General features: G+C 61.6%; 12 protein-coding genes. 5 read left to right on the top strand and 7 right to left on the bottom strand.

Features of this window, described 5'->3' with window-relative positions; genetic code table 11:
- The first annotated feature begins 106 nt into the window (after positions 1-106).
- Positions 107-1,045 carry an AraC family transcriptional regulator gene (locus AC244_RS05450; RefSeq protein ID WP_053247804.1) on the top strand — a complete coding sequence of 313 codons (939 nt, stop codon included), beginning with the start codon at positions 107-109 and terminating at the stop codon, positions 1,043-1,045.
- 196 nt (positions 1,046-1,241) lie between these two features.
- Here the strand turns inward: AC244_RS05450 and AC244_RS05445 are convergent, their stop codons facing one another.
- Complete coding sequence (locus AC244_RS05445) at positions 1,242-2,330, bottom strand: citrate synthase/methylcitrate synthase (protein WP_053247803.1); 1,089 nt, start codon at positions 2,328-2,330, stop codon at positions 1,242-1,244.
- Between the two features lie 73 nt (positions 2,331-2,403).
- Between AC244_RS05445 and AC244_RS05440 the strand changes: the two genes are divergently transcribed.
- Both AC244_RS05440 and AC244_RS05435 read left to right on the top strand, forming a co-directional pair.
- Positions 2,404-3,534, top strand: coding sequence for a citrate synthase (locus tag AC244_RS05440; RefSeq protein WP_053248367.1), 1,131 nt, complete (start codon positions 2,404-2,406; stop codon positions 3,532-3,534).
- A 283-nt stretch (positions 3,535-3,817) separates the two neighbouring features.
- Positions 3,818-4,126, top strand: a complete 309-nt coding sequence (locus AC244_RS05435; RefSeq protein WP_053247802.1) for a hypothetical protein — start codon at positions 3,818-3,820, stop codon at positions 4,124-4,126.
- Positions 4,127-4,536: 410 nt separating this feature from the next.
- Here AC244_RS05435 and AC244_RS05430 read toward each other — a convergent pair whose 3' ends face one another.
- The 5 genes from AC244_RS05430 to AC244_RS05410 form a co-directional block, all read right to left on the bottom strand.
- The gene (locus AC244_RS05430) at positions 4,537-5,655 is read right to left on the bottom strand and encodes an IS110 family transposase (RefSeq protein ID WP_053247801.1); all 1,119 of its coding nucleotides are present in this window, start codon (positions 5,653-5,655) and stop codon (positions 4,537-4,539) included.
- Positions 5,656-5,760: 105 nt separating this feature from the next.
- A complete protein-coding gene (locus tag AC244_RS05425; RefSeq protein ID WP_053247800.1) occupies positions 5,761-6,306 on the bottom strand; it encodes a ribonuclease H family protein in 546 nt (181 codons plus the stop codon).
- Positions 6,307-6,582: 276 nt separating this feature from the next.
- Complete coding sequence (locus AC244_RS05420) at positions 6,583-7,359, bottom strand: sulfite exporter TauE/SafE family protein (RefSeq protein ID WP_053248366.1); 777 nt, start codon at positions 7,357-7,359, stop codon at positions 6,583-6,585.
- Between the two features lie 97 nt (positions 7,360-7,456).
- Positions 7,457-8,335 carry an MBL fold metallo-hydrolase gene (locus tag AC244_RS05415; RefSeq protein WP_053247799.1) on the bottom strand — a complete coding sequence of 293 codons (879 nt, stop codon included), beginning with the start codon at positions 8,333-8,335 and terminating at the stop codon, positions 7,457-7,459.
- Between the two features lie 3 nt (positions 8,336-8,338).
- Positions 8,339-9,820 (bottom strand): aminotransferase class V-fold PLP-dependent enzyme, encoded by a 1,482-nt coding sequence (locus AC244_RS05410; RefSeq protein WP_053247798.1) that lies wholly within the window; start codon positions 9,818-9,820, stop codon positions 8,339-8,341.
- A gap of 108 nt (positions 9,821-9,928) precedes the next feature.
- Between AC244_RS05410 and AC244_RS05405 the strand changes: the two genes are divergently transcribed.
- Positions 9,929-10,402 carry an Lrp/AsnC family transcriptional regulator gene (locus AC244_RS05405; protein WP_053247797.1) on the top strand — a complete coding sequence of 158 codons (474 nt, stop codon included), beginning with the start codon at positions 9,929-9,931 and terminating at the stop codon, positions 10,400-10,402.
- Positions 10,403-10,462: 60 nt separating this feature from the next.
- Here AC244_RS05405 and AC244_RS05400 read toward each other — a convergent pair whose 3' ends face one another.
- Positions 10,463-11,371, bottom strand: a complete 909-nt coding sequence (locus AC244_RS05400) for a LysR family transcriptional regulator (RefSeq protein WP_053247796.1) — start codon at positions 11,369-11,371, stop codon at positions 10,463-10,465.
- Between the two features lie 110 nt (positions 11,372-11,481).
- On the opposite strand from AC244_RS05400, the gene ilvD reads away from it, so the two are divergent.
- Entirely contained in the window at positions 11,482-13,155 is a 1,674-nt protein-coding gene (gene ilvD / locus AC244_RS05395; RefSeq protein WP_053247795.1) for a dihydroxy-acid dehydratase, read from the top strand.
- Positions 13,156-13,209: the final 54 nt, after the last annotated feature.

The raw sequence follows: 13,209 nt of genomic DNA, 5'->3' as shown, positions 1-13,209 counted from the left end.
TTTATCTCCGCGATTGTTGATGGCGAAAGTAGGCATGACTGTTCGGAGTTTCTATGCTAGAAAATCCAAAAGACTATGCCGTTTGTCCAAACTTGCGGAGCGCCTTATGAGCGATGCATTGACCGAGATTCTGCGCGGGCTGAGGCTCGACGGCGTTGAATACGGGCGTTGCCAACCCTGTGCGCCCTGGGCGACGGCTTACCCGGCGCAGGAGCCCGCACGCTTCCATTTTCTCGCGGCAGGCTCGGCCCATCTTCAGACACCGAATGGCGAATGGATAGAACTCGCGCAGGGTGACGCGGTCCTGTTGCCGAAAGGGGACGCGCATGTCCTTGCCAGCAAGCCGGGCATTCCGGCCATTTCGATAGGAGACCTGCCGAGACGACAGCTTTGTGATGGCATCGTCGACGTGCAATGCCCGTCATCGGACAGCAAGAACCTCCTGTTCTTCGCGGTGATGCGGTTCAATGTCGATCGGCTGCATCCGCTGCTGCAACTGATGCCGGCCGTCATGCGCACGAGCGACCTTGCATCGAGCGAGCCTTCGATCCCAGCGCTGCTCGATGCCATGATGCGGGAAGCCGAGATGCAGCGCGTCGGTTCGGGCGGCATTCTGGCGCGGCTCGCCGACGTGCTCACCGCTACGCTCATTCGGACCTGGGTAGAGCATGGCTGCGGCACGGCGACTGGCTGGCTCGCGGCCGTTCGCAACCCGGAACTCGGACGTGTCCTTGCAGCCATCCATCTCGAACCTGCAAGGGATTGGACAGTGCCCGAACTGGCAAAGCTCATGGGGGCGTCGCGATCGGGTTTCGCCCAGCGTTTTGTCGACACCGTGGGCGAGACGCCGGCCCGCTACGTCGCGCGCATGCGGATGCACCAGGCGCATCAATGGCTGCAGGAAGGGCAGCGGGTGGCCCTTGTCGCTGGCCGCCTCGGCTACGATTCGGAGGCCTCGTTCAGTCGCGCCTTCCGCAAGATCATCGGGGCACCACCGAGCCATTACCGAAGCAAAAGCTCAGCCAGGGGGCAACTGGCGTCCTGAGGCGTCCGATAGCCCCTCGGTTTCAGTCGACCATACTCAGAGCCGTCCTGGGGCAAAGAGTTGTTGGCGCCCGATAAGGCTGGGCGCCTCGCAGCACTGGGCAGTCCGATCGAGCCCGAAGCACTCGACCCTGCCTACCGGCAGCCATTGCTGCTGAGCCCCGAGTGGCTCTTCGTCGAATCCTGGGCCGGACGACCTAGGCAGCCTGCGGCAGCGGTCCGACATAGACCGAGCGCGGACGGATCAGCCGACCTTTGAGCGCCTGTTCGCGTGCGTGAGCGATCCAGCCGATGGTGCGACCGATGGCGAAGACACCGGTGAAGGCACCTCTCGGGAAGCCCAATGCATCGAGCAACAGTGCCGTGTAAAATTCAACATTGACGTCAAGCGGTCGGTCCGGCTTGCGCTCCTTCAGTATCGCCAGTGCTGCCTGTTCAACCGCATTTGCAAGCTCGATGCGTTCGCGATCAACCTGATCGGCGTCGATCAGGGGCTTTAAAGCATACCGCAGCGCATCGGCGCGGGGGTCACGGACGCGGTAAACTCTATGGCCGAAGCCCATCAGACGTTCGCCCCGATCGAGCGCTTGGTTGAGCCATGTTTTCGCGTTGTCCTGACTTCCTATCGCATCCAGCATGTCCAGCACCGGTCCAGGCGCGCCGCCATGGAGCGGCCCCTTCAATGCGCCGATCGCGCCGAGCACTGATGAGGTGAGGCCGGCTTTGGTGGAGGCGATCACCCTTGAAGCAAAAGTCGAAGCGTTGAGGCCGTGATCCGAAATCGTCACGAGATAGGTATCGAGCGCCTTCACCTTTTCCTTGCTCGGTCTCCCCCCGTCAAGCATGGCGAGAATGTCCGCCGATTGGGAGAGCGCCGGCGATGGGGCAACAGGCTCGTCACCATTCTTCAGGCGCAGAATTGCCGGCAGGAAGACGGCGGGTGCCGCAAGCAAGCCGAGCGCCGCCTCAAGATCGTCGGTGTCCGGCAGGCGGGCGATGAGCGCGCGCATGATGTCCACTGGCGGCAATTCAAGCATATCGTCGTCGATAGCCCGGATATGAGCGAAGACCTCTGTTCGTGCTTGTCCTAGGCGTTGGCGCACATTTTCTTTTGCCAGGTTTCCTTCGATCAGGCCGTCGAGCAGGAGGGCAGCGACATCCTCATAGGTGGCGTACTCGGCAAGATGGTCGAGTGACACCCCGCGGATAACCAGCCGACCCGCCTCGCCATCCACGTCGGAGAGCTGGGTTTCAGCGGCGACGACGTCTTCAAGTCCGTTTTTCATAAGCGTTTCTCCTTTACCCGGAGAATGGTCCAGCTTAGATGTATTGACGTCAATCTTGATAAATATGATCAATATGAAGACACTTTGGATAACCGCTGAGGAGGCGCTCAGCCAGCTCGGCACCAAACCGCAGACGCTTTATGCGAATGTCAGCCGCGGGCGCATACGCGCCAAGCCTGATCCGCTCGATTCGCGCCGCAGCCTTTATCAGGCCGATGATGTGAAGCGGCTTGCGGAACGTCATGCGGGCCGCCCGCGCACCTCGGCCGTCGCGGCCGAGGCGATCCGCTGGGGCGACCCTGTCTTGCCGACGACGATATCCAGCATTGCCGACGGACGACTATCTTATCGTGGCCATGACGCGGTCGAGCTCGCCGTGAAGGCCGACCTGGAGGAGGTCGCCGCGCTGCTCTGGCAAACACAAGCGGTCGCTGTCCGCGCTGCCGGCTGCGACTTGGCGGATCGATCGCGTTTGGCCGCGGCTTTGATGAGCCTTGCCGCCCGGGTGGCCGAGGACCTGCCTGCTCTTGGTCGTGCATCGCCCATTTTGAGGATTGAGGCCGCCGATGTGTTGTCGACCGTGGCAGCGGCACTGGCACCATGGCCGGAACCACTGCCGCTGCATCGGCGGTTGGCTCTCGGATGGGCACGGCCCGAAGCGGCAGAGCCCATCCGAAAGGCACTGGTGTTGGCGGCGGAACACGAACTCAATGTTTCCGCGTTTGCAGCGCGCGTGACGGCCTCCTCCGGCGCCGCTCTTTCGGCCGCCGTCCTGTCCGGGCTGGCGGCGCTGACCGGCCCTCGCCACGGCGGCGCCTGGCTCAGCGTCACACAGCTTGCAGAGCGGACGAACGCAGTCGGCGCACGCGAGGCGATACGCGGCATGCTATCCTCTGAAGGTGCTGTCCGGGCCTTCGGCCATCGGCTCTATCCTCACGGCGACCCGCGCGCCAAGGCGATCATGGCAAGTTTCGAGGCTCCGCCCCTCTATGGACTGTTGGCCGAGGCGGGCGAAGAGCTGCTGGGAGAGCCGGTGAATATCGATTTCGCACTGGCGTCGCTCGCGGCCACGTTCCGGCTGCCTGACGAAGCGCCGCTGGTGATCTTTGCGCTTTCGCGTACGGTCGGCTGGCTTGCCCATGCGATGGAGCAGGTGGAGAGTGGCCACATGATTCGTCCACGAGCGCGTTACTCCGGACAATGAAATAACAGCCGAGCGCACCGTTTGGACAATCATCGACCGACGGTCACCTGCTCAACTGGCATGCGGCGCGACTGCGATCGCGCTCAGAACTTTTTACTCTCCAGCACTGTGCCGTCGGTTGGACTCCACGGCGCGTCGTCAGTTGGCCGATGCATGTCATGCATTAGCCGCATGGCGGACATGATTTGCTAATGTTCGCGCGGAACTCCATATGTTGCCTAACACCTGACTTCGAACGCGATGCCAGCGCCGCAGCGAGCCTGCCGGGCGCGAAGGAGGCGATATGAACGGGATTCCGAAGACGCTTGAAGAAATGAGCTTGCGCGAGCGGTGCGGCATACTCGAAACGGTGGCCTGTGCGCTCGAGGCTATCGCTGAAGAGGCCGACGATCGGGGCGATACGCGCTTCGCCACCAACTCGAAATGCGTGGCGGGTACGATCCGCGGATACACGGCCAACCTTGCAGAACATGATCTCAAGCCGGCCGAGTTGCTCCTCGAATTGGGGATAAATCTTGTGCATCTTTCTTCAACACGGTCCGGTCGCGCGGCGACCGCTGTCATGAACAGCATTTCGGAGGTGCGTCAGTAGGTCTTTGGACGGTACCTTCGTTGGCTTGCATGGGCTTCACAGCCCGAACGCTTCACCCTCGATCCGCTCCACCAAATGCCGGGACTAAACAGCTCTTATGTTCATTTGCAAGCTCTTTAATCATGACTCTTTCCTTTCCGGCCTTGAGGACGAAAGCACATGCGTGAAGCTGTTGAACAAAGCAGGAGGCAGGGCATTTAGACGACGGCTGGCATACTCTTATGCGCGGGTTGGGTACCGCATTTCCGTGTGTTCGTCTGGGGCTGCCTCGGTCTAGGATCGGGCGTGGATTTTATCCGCCACATAGCTGTGACGAGGGTTCCCCACGGGAGCCCTGCCTCCATCTTTGTTCAACAGCAGATGATTTCAATTTTTCGGTTAAGCGTTGCTCTTCAAGCTGACTATCGGCTTTAGGATTTTGCTTTGGGAGCGACCTCCTGTCCGATCGCCCACAGGAACGCGGCCATTTCTCGCGCAATGGCGGTGACCGCGACGACCTTCGGCTTGCCTGCCGCCATCAGCTTGCGATAGCGCGCGCAAAGTCGCACCTGGCCGTTCCAGGCAATCTCTCGAACTGTCCTTGGCAATCCCTCCAGCCGCGCCTGGATCGTTGGGCTTACACGTGCAGGGAAGCGATATGTCCAGGCGCCTTCGATTAGGACCCGCCGCGCCCTTGTGTTGCCTGCCTTGGTGATCCCACCACGTTTGACCCGTTCGCCGGTTGAGCTTTCCGACGGTACGAGACCGAGATACGCCATCAGCTGACGAGGATTGTCGAAGCGCCTGACATCCCCGATCTCGACCACAAAGGTGACCGCCGTCATGAACGCGACGCCGCGCATCGCCTGGTAGGCGGCCACAACCGGCGCCATCGACCAGGATAACGCGGTTTCGACTACCAGCTTGGTCAGCCGATCTAGGCGCACGCCGGCATCCTCGATGGCCTGGCAATATTCCGCCAGCAGGATTTGGTGGGCGGGATGGTCGAAGGCCTGGCACGCCAGCCACCTTGTATGGGCGCGCGTCCATGGTTTGCGGCCGGTATAGATCCGGCCATGACGCAACAAGAAAGACTGAAGTTGCTGACGCGCCTGTTTCAGCGCATCGACGGCCGCCTCGCGAGCCCGCACCAGGTCGCGGATAGCCTCATGGCCTTCGTCGGGAACCCAGACCGCCGTTAGCTCGCCCGCCCGGTGCAGGCGTGCCAGGCTTACGGCATCCCGGCGGTTGGTCTTCACTCGGTCGCCCGCACGCTTGGGCACCAGGGACGGCGCCACCACCACGCAGTCATGACCAAGCTCAATAAGCTGGCGGTAAAGACCGTAGCCGGTCGGACCGGCCTCGTAGCAGAAGTGAAGCTTGGCTCCACGCTTGGAAAGCTTGTTGACCATCAATGCCACTGATGCCGGCTCGGAAGAGATGTTGCCGAAAAACCGCACCTCGCCGTTGCGTGCTCCGTCGGCAATGGCCACCGAAATCTTCAACTTCGACGTATCCAAGCCGATGAAAATTACGCTATCGTCTTTCATGGTTCGCCCTCGCTAAGCATGGGGCAAGGCTCCGGCCTATCCAGAGCAACCCCCGAATTCAGCTTACCGCGGGGGCGGGCCACCTTCACCCAGCGAACATACGGTCTAGGGCGCCGGTTCGCCGCTCCGGATCGATTGGCGTCCATGCGATGCGAGTGTATCCGCGCGTTCGTTGCCGACTATCCCGGAGTGACCCTTGCACCATGAGATGGCGAGGAGAGGGCTGCGGGATAGCTGAAGATCGATTGCCATCCAAAGGTCCCGATTGGCTATTGTTCGGCTTCGGGCCTTTGCATTCGGGACAATCTTTCTCCAGCCGTTGTTCTTCCAGATCTGACGCCAGCTGTTGCAGCCCTTTACCGTGTAGGCAGAGTCGGACCAGACGACCGCCGGTTGACCGGAAGCATTGCTGTTGATCCAAAGCGCTGCCTTGAGCAGCGCGGTCAGCTCCATTGTGTTGTCGGCGGAGCCTTGCGCGCCACCAAACTCGGACGCTATTTCCACGCCCTCGTGATAGACGACAAATGCCCATCCGCCCTTGCCGGAGATCGGTTCATACGAACCATCCGTGAAGACGTGAAGGCCCTGGGAGGAAGGCTGCTCCTCGGCCGTATTCGTGGGGGAGTTGAGGGTGGTGGAAATGCCGTTCATCGCTGGTCTGTTCTTTCCGTGCAACTTTACCCATGTCTACCAGACGATCCGGAATGTTGCGCGCTGGTGCTGACTGCGCTCATTCTGTCGAGGACCCGGGCATTTCCCGCGCGCTTCTACGGCATCCGCCGTAAGGCCACGGAACAGGCGGCGATGGACACAGGCGACCTTGTCTTTCAATGATCGCATGAAGAGGTGTGTGCTCAATGCAGCTCAATCGCTGGATTTATTACAGTGACTCGTCGTCCATCCGGTAGTTGGCGCGAGCCGGCGATCCTATCGCCAGGCATAGAACGCCAGGCCAACGGCGACGGACAAGGTCAGTGCTGCGAACAGCAGGTTCAGCGTGGATTGGTACTTGCTGAAACTATGGGCGGCTCGGCATCCCGCCAGCGCGCCAAGAGCCCCGCCGCCAACGAAGGAGAAGGCGAGCGGCCAGTCGACCAGGCCGGAAAACGTGTAGCTTGCACCTGTGGTAAGACCGAAAGCGGAAATGGCAACCAGCGATGTGGCGATTGCGTTGATCGTCGGCATGCCGGTCGAAACCATCAGGCCCGGCACGATCAGGAATCCGCCACCGATCCCGAAGAAACCCGAAACGATGCCGGTTCCGGCGCCAAAGGAGAGCACTTTCGGCGCGTTTCTGGGCGTGCAGGTTGACGCCGGATCGCCAGCCAGGTGGCGTCGCTTCAGCATAGTGAGGCTGACAACGGCCATGAGGGCCGCGAACAACAGCAAGAGCCGCTGGCCATCCAGAGCCTTGCCGAGCGTCGCGCCGACCCATGCGCCACCGATACCGGTGATGCAGTACATTGTCGCACAGCGCCATTTCACCGTGCCGTGTCGCGCATGCATCGCCAGTCCAGAGAGCGCATTCGCTGCGACGGCGACGGCGCTCGTCCCGATCGCCACGTGCACGTTGCTCACGCCGACCACATAGACGAGCAGCGGGACGGCCAGAATGGAGCCGCCACCGCCGAACAACCCAAGGCTGAAGCCGACGAGACCGCCGCTCAACGCTGCCAGGATGTATTGGACCAGATCCAGTGTCATGGTTCGGCGCCGTGCCGCCGGGGAAACGATGGCGCATGCGATGCGTCGAAGCCGGAAGACGACCTGGGCGCAGAGCGTGCTCGTGAATGGAGCGGCGTCAGGACCATGCCGCACCTTGCAGGGCGTCGATGGGGAGTTTCAGGTAGCGCCGGCCGTTTTCCTCCGGCTCCGGAAGCCGGCCGCCGTTGATGTTGACCTGCAAGGCATGAAGGATGAGCTTGGGCATCGGCAACGTTCGATCCCGTCCCTCGCGGAACGCGACAAACTCGCTTTCGCAGCCATAGCGCGTCAAATGGATGTTGTCCGCCTTCTGCCGGGCGACGGTGCTTTCCCAACGCGGTTCGCGTCCACCAGGCTGATAGTCATGGCCGACGAAAACGCGGGTGTCATCAGGCAGGGCGATGATATCGCGGATGCTCGCCCATAGCGCGTTGGCGCTGCCGCCGGGGAAGTCTGCGCGCGCAGTTCCGCTGTCCGGCATGAAGACCGTGTCGTGCACGAAGGCGGCGTCACCGACGAGATAGGTGATCGACGCCAGCGTGTGACCCGGAGAGAACATCACCCCGGCCTCGAGATTGCCGATCCGGAATGTGTCACCGCGATCAAACAGCCGGTCCCATTGCGATCCGTCCGTTTTCAGCTCTTGCCAGTTGTAGATGTCGGCCCACAGTTTCTGGACCTTGACGATGTGCGTGCCGATGGCCGTGGGCGCGCCGGTCTTGGCTTTCAGATAGGCGGCGGCGGAAAAATGGTCGGCATGCGGATGGGTATCCAGGATCCACTGGAGGTCAAGGTTCTGATCCCGCACGAAGTCGAGCAGCCGGTCGGCATTGGCAGTCGCGATCGCGCCGGACTTCTCGTCGAAGTCGAGTACCGGATCTATGATCGCACAGGCCCGGGTTTTCGGATCGTTGACCACATATTGCACGGACCAGGTTCGCGGGTCGAAGAAAGCCGCAATGTCAGGCCTCGCCATGTCTCACGCCCCCATTGCAAGCGCGGCGCGCGGGAAGAAAATGGCGCGTGCCGGGTCGAAATCATAGTGTTGCTCGTAGCTGGTCGCGTCGATGGCAAGCTTGGCGACGGCGTCGAGGATGAACGCCACTTCCTCGTCTGCAAGCAGGACGCTCAAGTTCAGTCGGACAAAGCCCGGCTTCAGCATTTCCTGTCCTGAAAGGATGGCCTCGCGCAGTCGCTGCGATTCTTCGTCATCAATGCCCAGCAGCCGGTGCACATAGGGCCCGGCGCAGGCGCAGCCGCCGCGCGCCTGGATGCCGAAGCGATCGCTGAGCATACGGGTCACGAGTTGCTGGTGGACATGGCCGCCCTTGCCGTCCTTAACGCGGAAGGAAAAGATCGGCAGCCGCTTTGGTTCTAGAGGACCAAGCAGTTCCAGCCGCTCGTTGCGCTGCCACGCGGCAATCGCGCTGCGGGTCAGCTCGGCACTTTTGGCCTGCATTGCCTCGGCACCAATCGCTTCCTTGACGAGGAAGGCGAGTGCCGCGCGGATATCGCCGACGACATTCGGCGTGCCTGCCTCCTCGCGCGCCTCGAGGCTTTGGCTGTAGTCATGGCCGGTGGGCGAAACGAACTTGACGGTGCCGCCGCCGGGCCAGGAGGGCTTCACGGTAACGGCCGCGTCACGTCGCAGGATCAGCACGCCTGACGTGCCGGGACCGCCGATGAATTTGTGCGGCGAGACGACGACGGCGTCGATCGCGGCGTCCTTGTCGGGCGACATGTCGATCGGCAGGTACGGCCCAGCACCGGCATAGTCCCAGACCATCTTTGCGCCTGCAGCCTTGGCGATGCTGGTGACGGCCGCGACGTCGGTGACAATGCCCGTGACATTGGAGGCGGCGGAGAATGCGCAAACGGTGAGATCGGCCGGTTGCTTCAACGCTTCATCGAGCGCTGCGAGATCCGGACCACCCGTCGAGCATTCGGCGATCTCGACCACCTCGGCGCCGCTTTCGCGCCAGGGCAGGATGTTGGAATGATGCTCATAGGGCCCGATCAGGATGCGCACGCGCCGGCCGGCCACTACCGCGTCGGCGACCCCCAGCAGCTTCACCAGCCGATTGATGCCGGCGGTGGCGCCCGAACCCGCGAAAATGACGGCGTGCTCAGGTCCCGCCCCGCAGCAGGCGGCGATCGCCGCGCGCGCATCGCGGCGCAGCCTGGTCATGAAACCACCGCAGTAGGAGGCCTCGGTGTGGCTGTTGGCGTAGTAGGGTAGCACCTGTTCGAGAATGAAATCCTCGATCTGCATCAATGCCCGGCCCGAAGCGACATAGTCGGCATAGACGAGCTTCTTGACGCCGAAAGGCCCCTCGATCTTTGCGTTCTTGCCGACCAGTCCGGCTCGCAGGGCCGCGATCGCGTTATCGCCAGCAAGGCTCTCCCGAAACGCATCGAGCGGACCGGTAAGGTGTGGCTGGCGTGGGCACGGCGTCGTCATCGTTTCCTCCCAGGGTCGGACAGACGATAAGTCTAATCGAGCAGTTGCATAGAAACCTCATCATTCTTATGCTTGGATGCGCTGCAATTGGGTCATGTGATCGCTAAAATGGAAAAAATAGACGAAATTGATATGCGAATCCTCTCCTGCCTGCAAAAGGACGGCGCGATCTCGCAGCGTGATTTGGCCGACCGTGTCGGCCTGTCGCAGAATGCCTGCTGGCGCCGCCTGCAGCGGCTGAACGCCAGCGGGCTCGTGCTTGGTACCCATGCCGCGGTCGACGTCGCAGCGCTCGGCTTCGACCTCACAGTGTTCGTGATGATCCGCACCCGCCATCATTCCAAGGAATGGGCCGACAGCTTCCGCAAGCATGTCGAGCGTCTGCCGGAGGTGACGGATCTGTACCGGATCGGCGGCGACTGGGATTATCTGATCAAGGTGGTGACGCGCGGCATGGCCGGCTATGATGCCTTCTATCAGAAGCTCATCACCGATTTCGACCTGATGACGGTCACCGGCTTCTTCTCGATGGAAACCATCATCAGCAACCGCATGCCCGACCTGCGTGGTCTTACGCGGTAGCGTGCACGTGGTGCTCCAGCGGGGCCGTTGCGCTGCAGTCTACGGGCCGAAGGGCGCACATCATTTGTTGTCGACCGGTATCGCCGCGGCAAGAAAGGTGTCGAGGGCCGGATTTTGGTCCGAACGACGCCACGCAAGGCCGGTTTCCACCTCCGGTACATGGCCGGCCAGCGGCAAATAGGTCGCGCCGCGCCGCTGAAGGTTGGTCATCGATTGGGGGACCAGAGCGACCCCAAGGCCGGATGCGACCAGACCGACGATCGTCTGCATCTGGATGGCTTCCTGATAGGTCGAGAATGCCATTCCGTGCTCGGCGAAATATCTCGAGACGATATCGTGAAAGGCCGGTGCGGCCCGCCGTGGAAAAACGATGAGGGGCGCCTTGAAGAAGTCGGCTGGCTCCAGAACACTTCCTGCAAAACCCACTCGCTGTTCCTCGACCCAGGCCGTGGGCACCGCGGCAACCAGCGGTTCCCGCAGCAGCGGCAGGTAGGAAAGGGTCGGATGAAGGGACGCCTGGTTGGGGGCAATGATCAGCCCGACATCGATCTCTTCATCGAGCAGCGCCTCTATCTGTATATCGCTGGTGGCTTCGCGCATCGTCAGTTCCACATGCGGATAGGCCGCGCGATAGCGGCTGACGATGTCGGGCAGTACGCTATAGTCGGCCGTGCTGACGAAGGACAAACGCAGGTGCCCGATCTCGCCGTGTGATAGCCTTTTTGCGGTGTCAGCAAGGCCGTTCGCCCCGTCGAGCACCTGGCGGACATGGATGAGCCATTGCCTGCCGACAGATGTCAGCTCCACGTTCCGCTTCGTCCGTTTGAAGAGCTGTACCTTCAGCTCCTTCTCCAATGCCAAGATCGATTGACTGAGCGGCGGCTGCGTCATGTTGAGGCGGGAGGCCGCATGGCCGAAATGCAGTTCTTCGGCGACGGCGACGAACTGGCGAAGTTGCCTCAAATCCATGATCTATCTCTATTGATATCTTCTGCGACTTATTTGTTCGAGAAAAGTATATTTCACAGTCATCTTGAACGCCAGTAAACTCGATCTCGAACCAACTGAGGGAGCAAGTCATGGCCTACAACGAACGATCGAAACACATTACGCAAGGTGTCGCGCGGTCCCCCAACCGGGCGATGTATTATGCACTCGGCTACGAGAAGGCCGATTTCGCCAAGCCGATGATCGGCATTGCCAACGGTCATTCGACGATCACGCCCTGCAATGCCGGGCTGCAACCGCTGGCCGATGCTGCTGTGGCGGCAATCAAAGCTGCCGGCGCGAATCCGCAGATCTTCGGAACGCCGACGATTTCCGACGGCATGTCGATGGGCACCGAAGGAATGAAGTATTCGCTTGTATCCCGCGAGGTCATCGCCGACTGCATCGAAACCTCGGTGCAAGGGCAGTGGATGGACGGCGTGCTTGTGCTCGGCGGCTGCGACAAGAACATGCCGGGCGGCATGATCGGCATCCTTCGCGCCAATGCTCCGGCGATCTATGTCTATGGCGGCACGATCAAACCCGGCCACTGGAAGGGGCAGAGCCTTTCCGTCGTGTCCGCGTTCGAAGCCGTCGGCGCCTTCATGGCCGGCAAGATGAGCGAAGAGGATTTCGAAGGCATCGAACGCAATGCATGTCCGTCGACCGGCTCCTGTGGCGGCATGTATACGGCCAACACCATGAGTTCGTCCTTCGAGGCGCTCGGCATGTCGCTTCTTTACTCGTCCAACATGGCCAATCCCGATCAGGAAAAGCTGGAGAGCGCCGCGCAATCGGCCCGTGTCCTCGTCGAAGCCGTCAAGAAGGGCATCAAGCCAAGGGACATCGTCACGCGCAAGTCGATCGAGAATGCGGTCGCCTTGATCATGGCGACCGGCGGATCGACCAATGCGGTACTGCACTACCTCGCCATCGCGCATGCGGCGGAAGTCGAGTGGACGCTGGACGACTTCGAGCGCGTTCGCCGCAACGTCCCCGTCCTCTGTGATCTCAAGCCATCGGGCAGATACATGGCCGTCGACCTGCACCGGGCAGGCGGCGTGCCGCAGGTGTTGAAGATCCTTTTGAATGCGGGCCTTCTGCATGCCGACTGTCTGACGATCACGGGCAGGACGATCGGTGAAGAGCTCGCAGCCGTTCCGGACCAGCCCCACTCGGACCAGGACGTTATCCGGCCGTATGAAAGACCGATCTACCGCGAGGGCCATCTCGCGGTGCTGAAGGGGAATCTGGCCGAAGGCGGTGCGGTCGCAAAGATCAGCGGATTGAAAAGTCCCGTTATGACCGGACCCGCGCGTGTCTTCGAAGACGAACAGTCGGCGATGGATGCCATTTTGTCGGATAGGATCAGACCCGGCGATATTCTCGTGCTGCGCTACCTCGGGCCGAAGGGCGGCCCCGGCATGCCTGAGATGCTGGCGCCGACCTCGGCGATCATCGGCAGAGGTTTGGGCGATAGCGTCGGTCTCATCACCGACGGTCGCTTCTCGGGCGGAACCTGGGGCATGGTGGTTGGTCACGTCACGCCGGAGGCTTTCGAAGGGGGCACGATCGCGCTGGTGCAAGAGGGTGACCGGATCGTTATCGACGCCCATCGACAGTTGCTGCATCTCGACGTGGACCCGGAAGAACTAGCAAGAAGGCGCGCCAAGTGGCGACAGCCGGAGCCGCGTTACAAACGCGGGGTGCTGGCAAAATTTGCAGCGCTGGCGCGCCCGGCCAATGAGGGCGCCGTCACCGGGTGATTTGCATTGGCCAATCACGGATCGTCAGCAGGCCGCGCTTGTCAGCGGTTGATC

The organism is Ensifer adhaerens, from assembly GCF_001270265.1.
Taxonomy (GTDB): Bacteria; Pseudomonadota; Alphaproteobacteria; order Rhizobiales; family Rhizobiaceae; genus Ensifer; species Ensifer adhaerens_B.
This window is presented reverse-complemented; position numbering and strand designations above follow the sequence as displayed.

What these genes read in the sequence shown, in the direction of transcription:
- AC244_RS05450 (WP_053247804.1), top strand. Translation starts at nt 107, where the DNA reads ATGAGCGATGCATTGACCGAGATTCTGCGCGGGCTGAGGCTCGACGGC.
- AC244_RS05445 (WP_053247803.1), bottom strand. Translation starts at nt 2,330, where the DNA reads ATGAAAAACGGACTTGAAGACGTCGTCGCCGCTGAAACCCAGCTCTCC.
- AC244_RS05440 (WP_053248367.1), top strand. Translation starts at nt 2,404, where the DNA reads ATGAAGACACTTTGGATAACCGCTGAGGAGGCGCTCAGCCAGCTCGGC.
- AC244_RS05435 (WP_053247802.1), top strand. Translation starts at nt 3,818, where the DNA reads ATGAACGGGATTCCGAAGACGCTTGAAGAAATGAGCTTGCGCGAGCGG.
- AC244_RS05430 (WP_053247801.1), bottom strand. Translation starts at nt 5,655, where the DNA reads ATGAAAGACGATAGCGTAATTTTCATCGGCTTGGATACGTCGAAGTTG.
- AC244_RS05425 (WP_053247800.1), bottom strand. Translation starts at nt 6,306, where the DNA reads ATGAACGGCATTTCCACCACCCTCAACTCCCCCACGAATACGGCCGAG.
- AC244_RS05420 (WP_053248366.1), bottom strand. Translation starts at nt 7,359, where the DNA reads ATGACACTGGATCTGGTCCAATACATCCTGGCAGCGTTGAGCGGCGGT.
- AC244_RS05415 (WP_053247799.1), bottom strand. Translation starts at nt 8,335, where the DNA reads ATGGCGAGGCCTGACATTGCGGCTTTCTTCGACCCGCGAACCTGGTCC.
- AC244_RS05410 (WP_053247798.1), bottom strand. Translation starts at nt 9,820, where the DNA reads ATGACGACGCCGTGCCCACGCCAGCCACACCTTACCGGTCCGCTCGAT.
- AC244_RS05405 (WP_053247797.1), top strand. Translation starts at nt 9,929, where the DNA reads ATGGAAAAAATAGACGAAATTGATATGCGAATCCTCTCCTGCCTGCAA.
- AC244_RS05400 (WP_053247796.1), bottom strand. Translation starts at nt 11,371, where the DNA reads ATGGATTTGAGGCAACTTCGCCAGTTCGTCGCCGTCGCCGAAGAACTG.
- ilvD (WP_053247795.1), top strand. Translation starts at nt 11,482, where the DNA reads ATGGCCTACAACGAACGATCGAAACACATTACGCAAGGTGTCGCGCGG.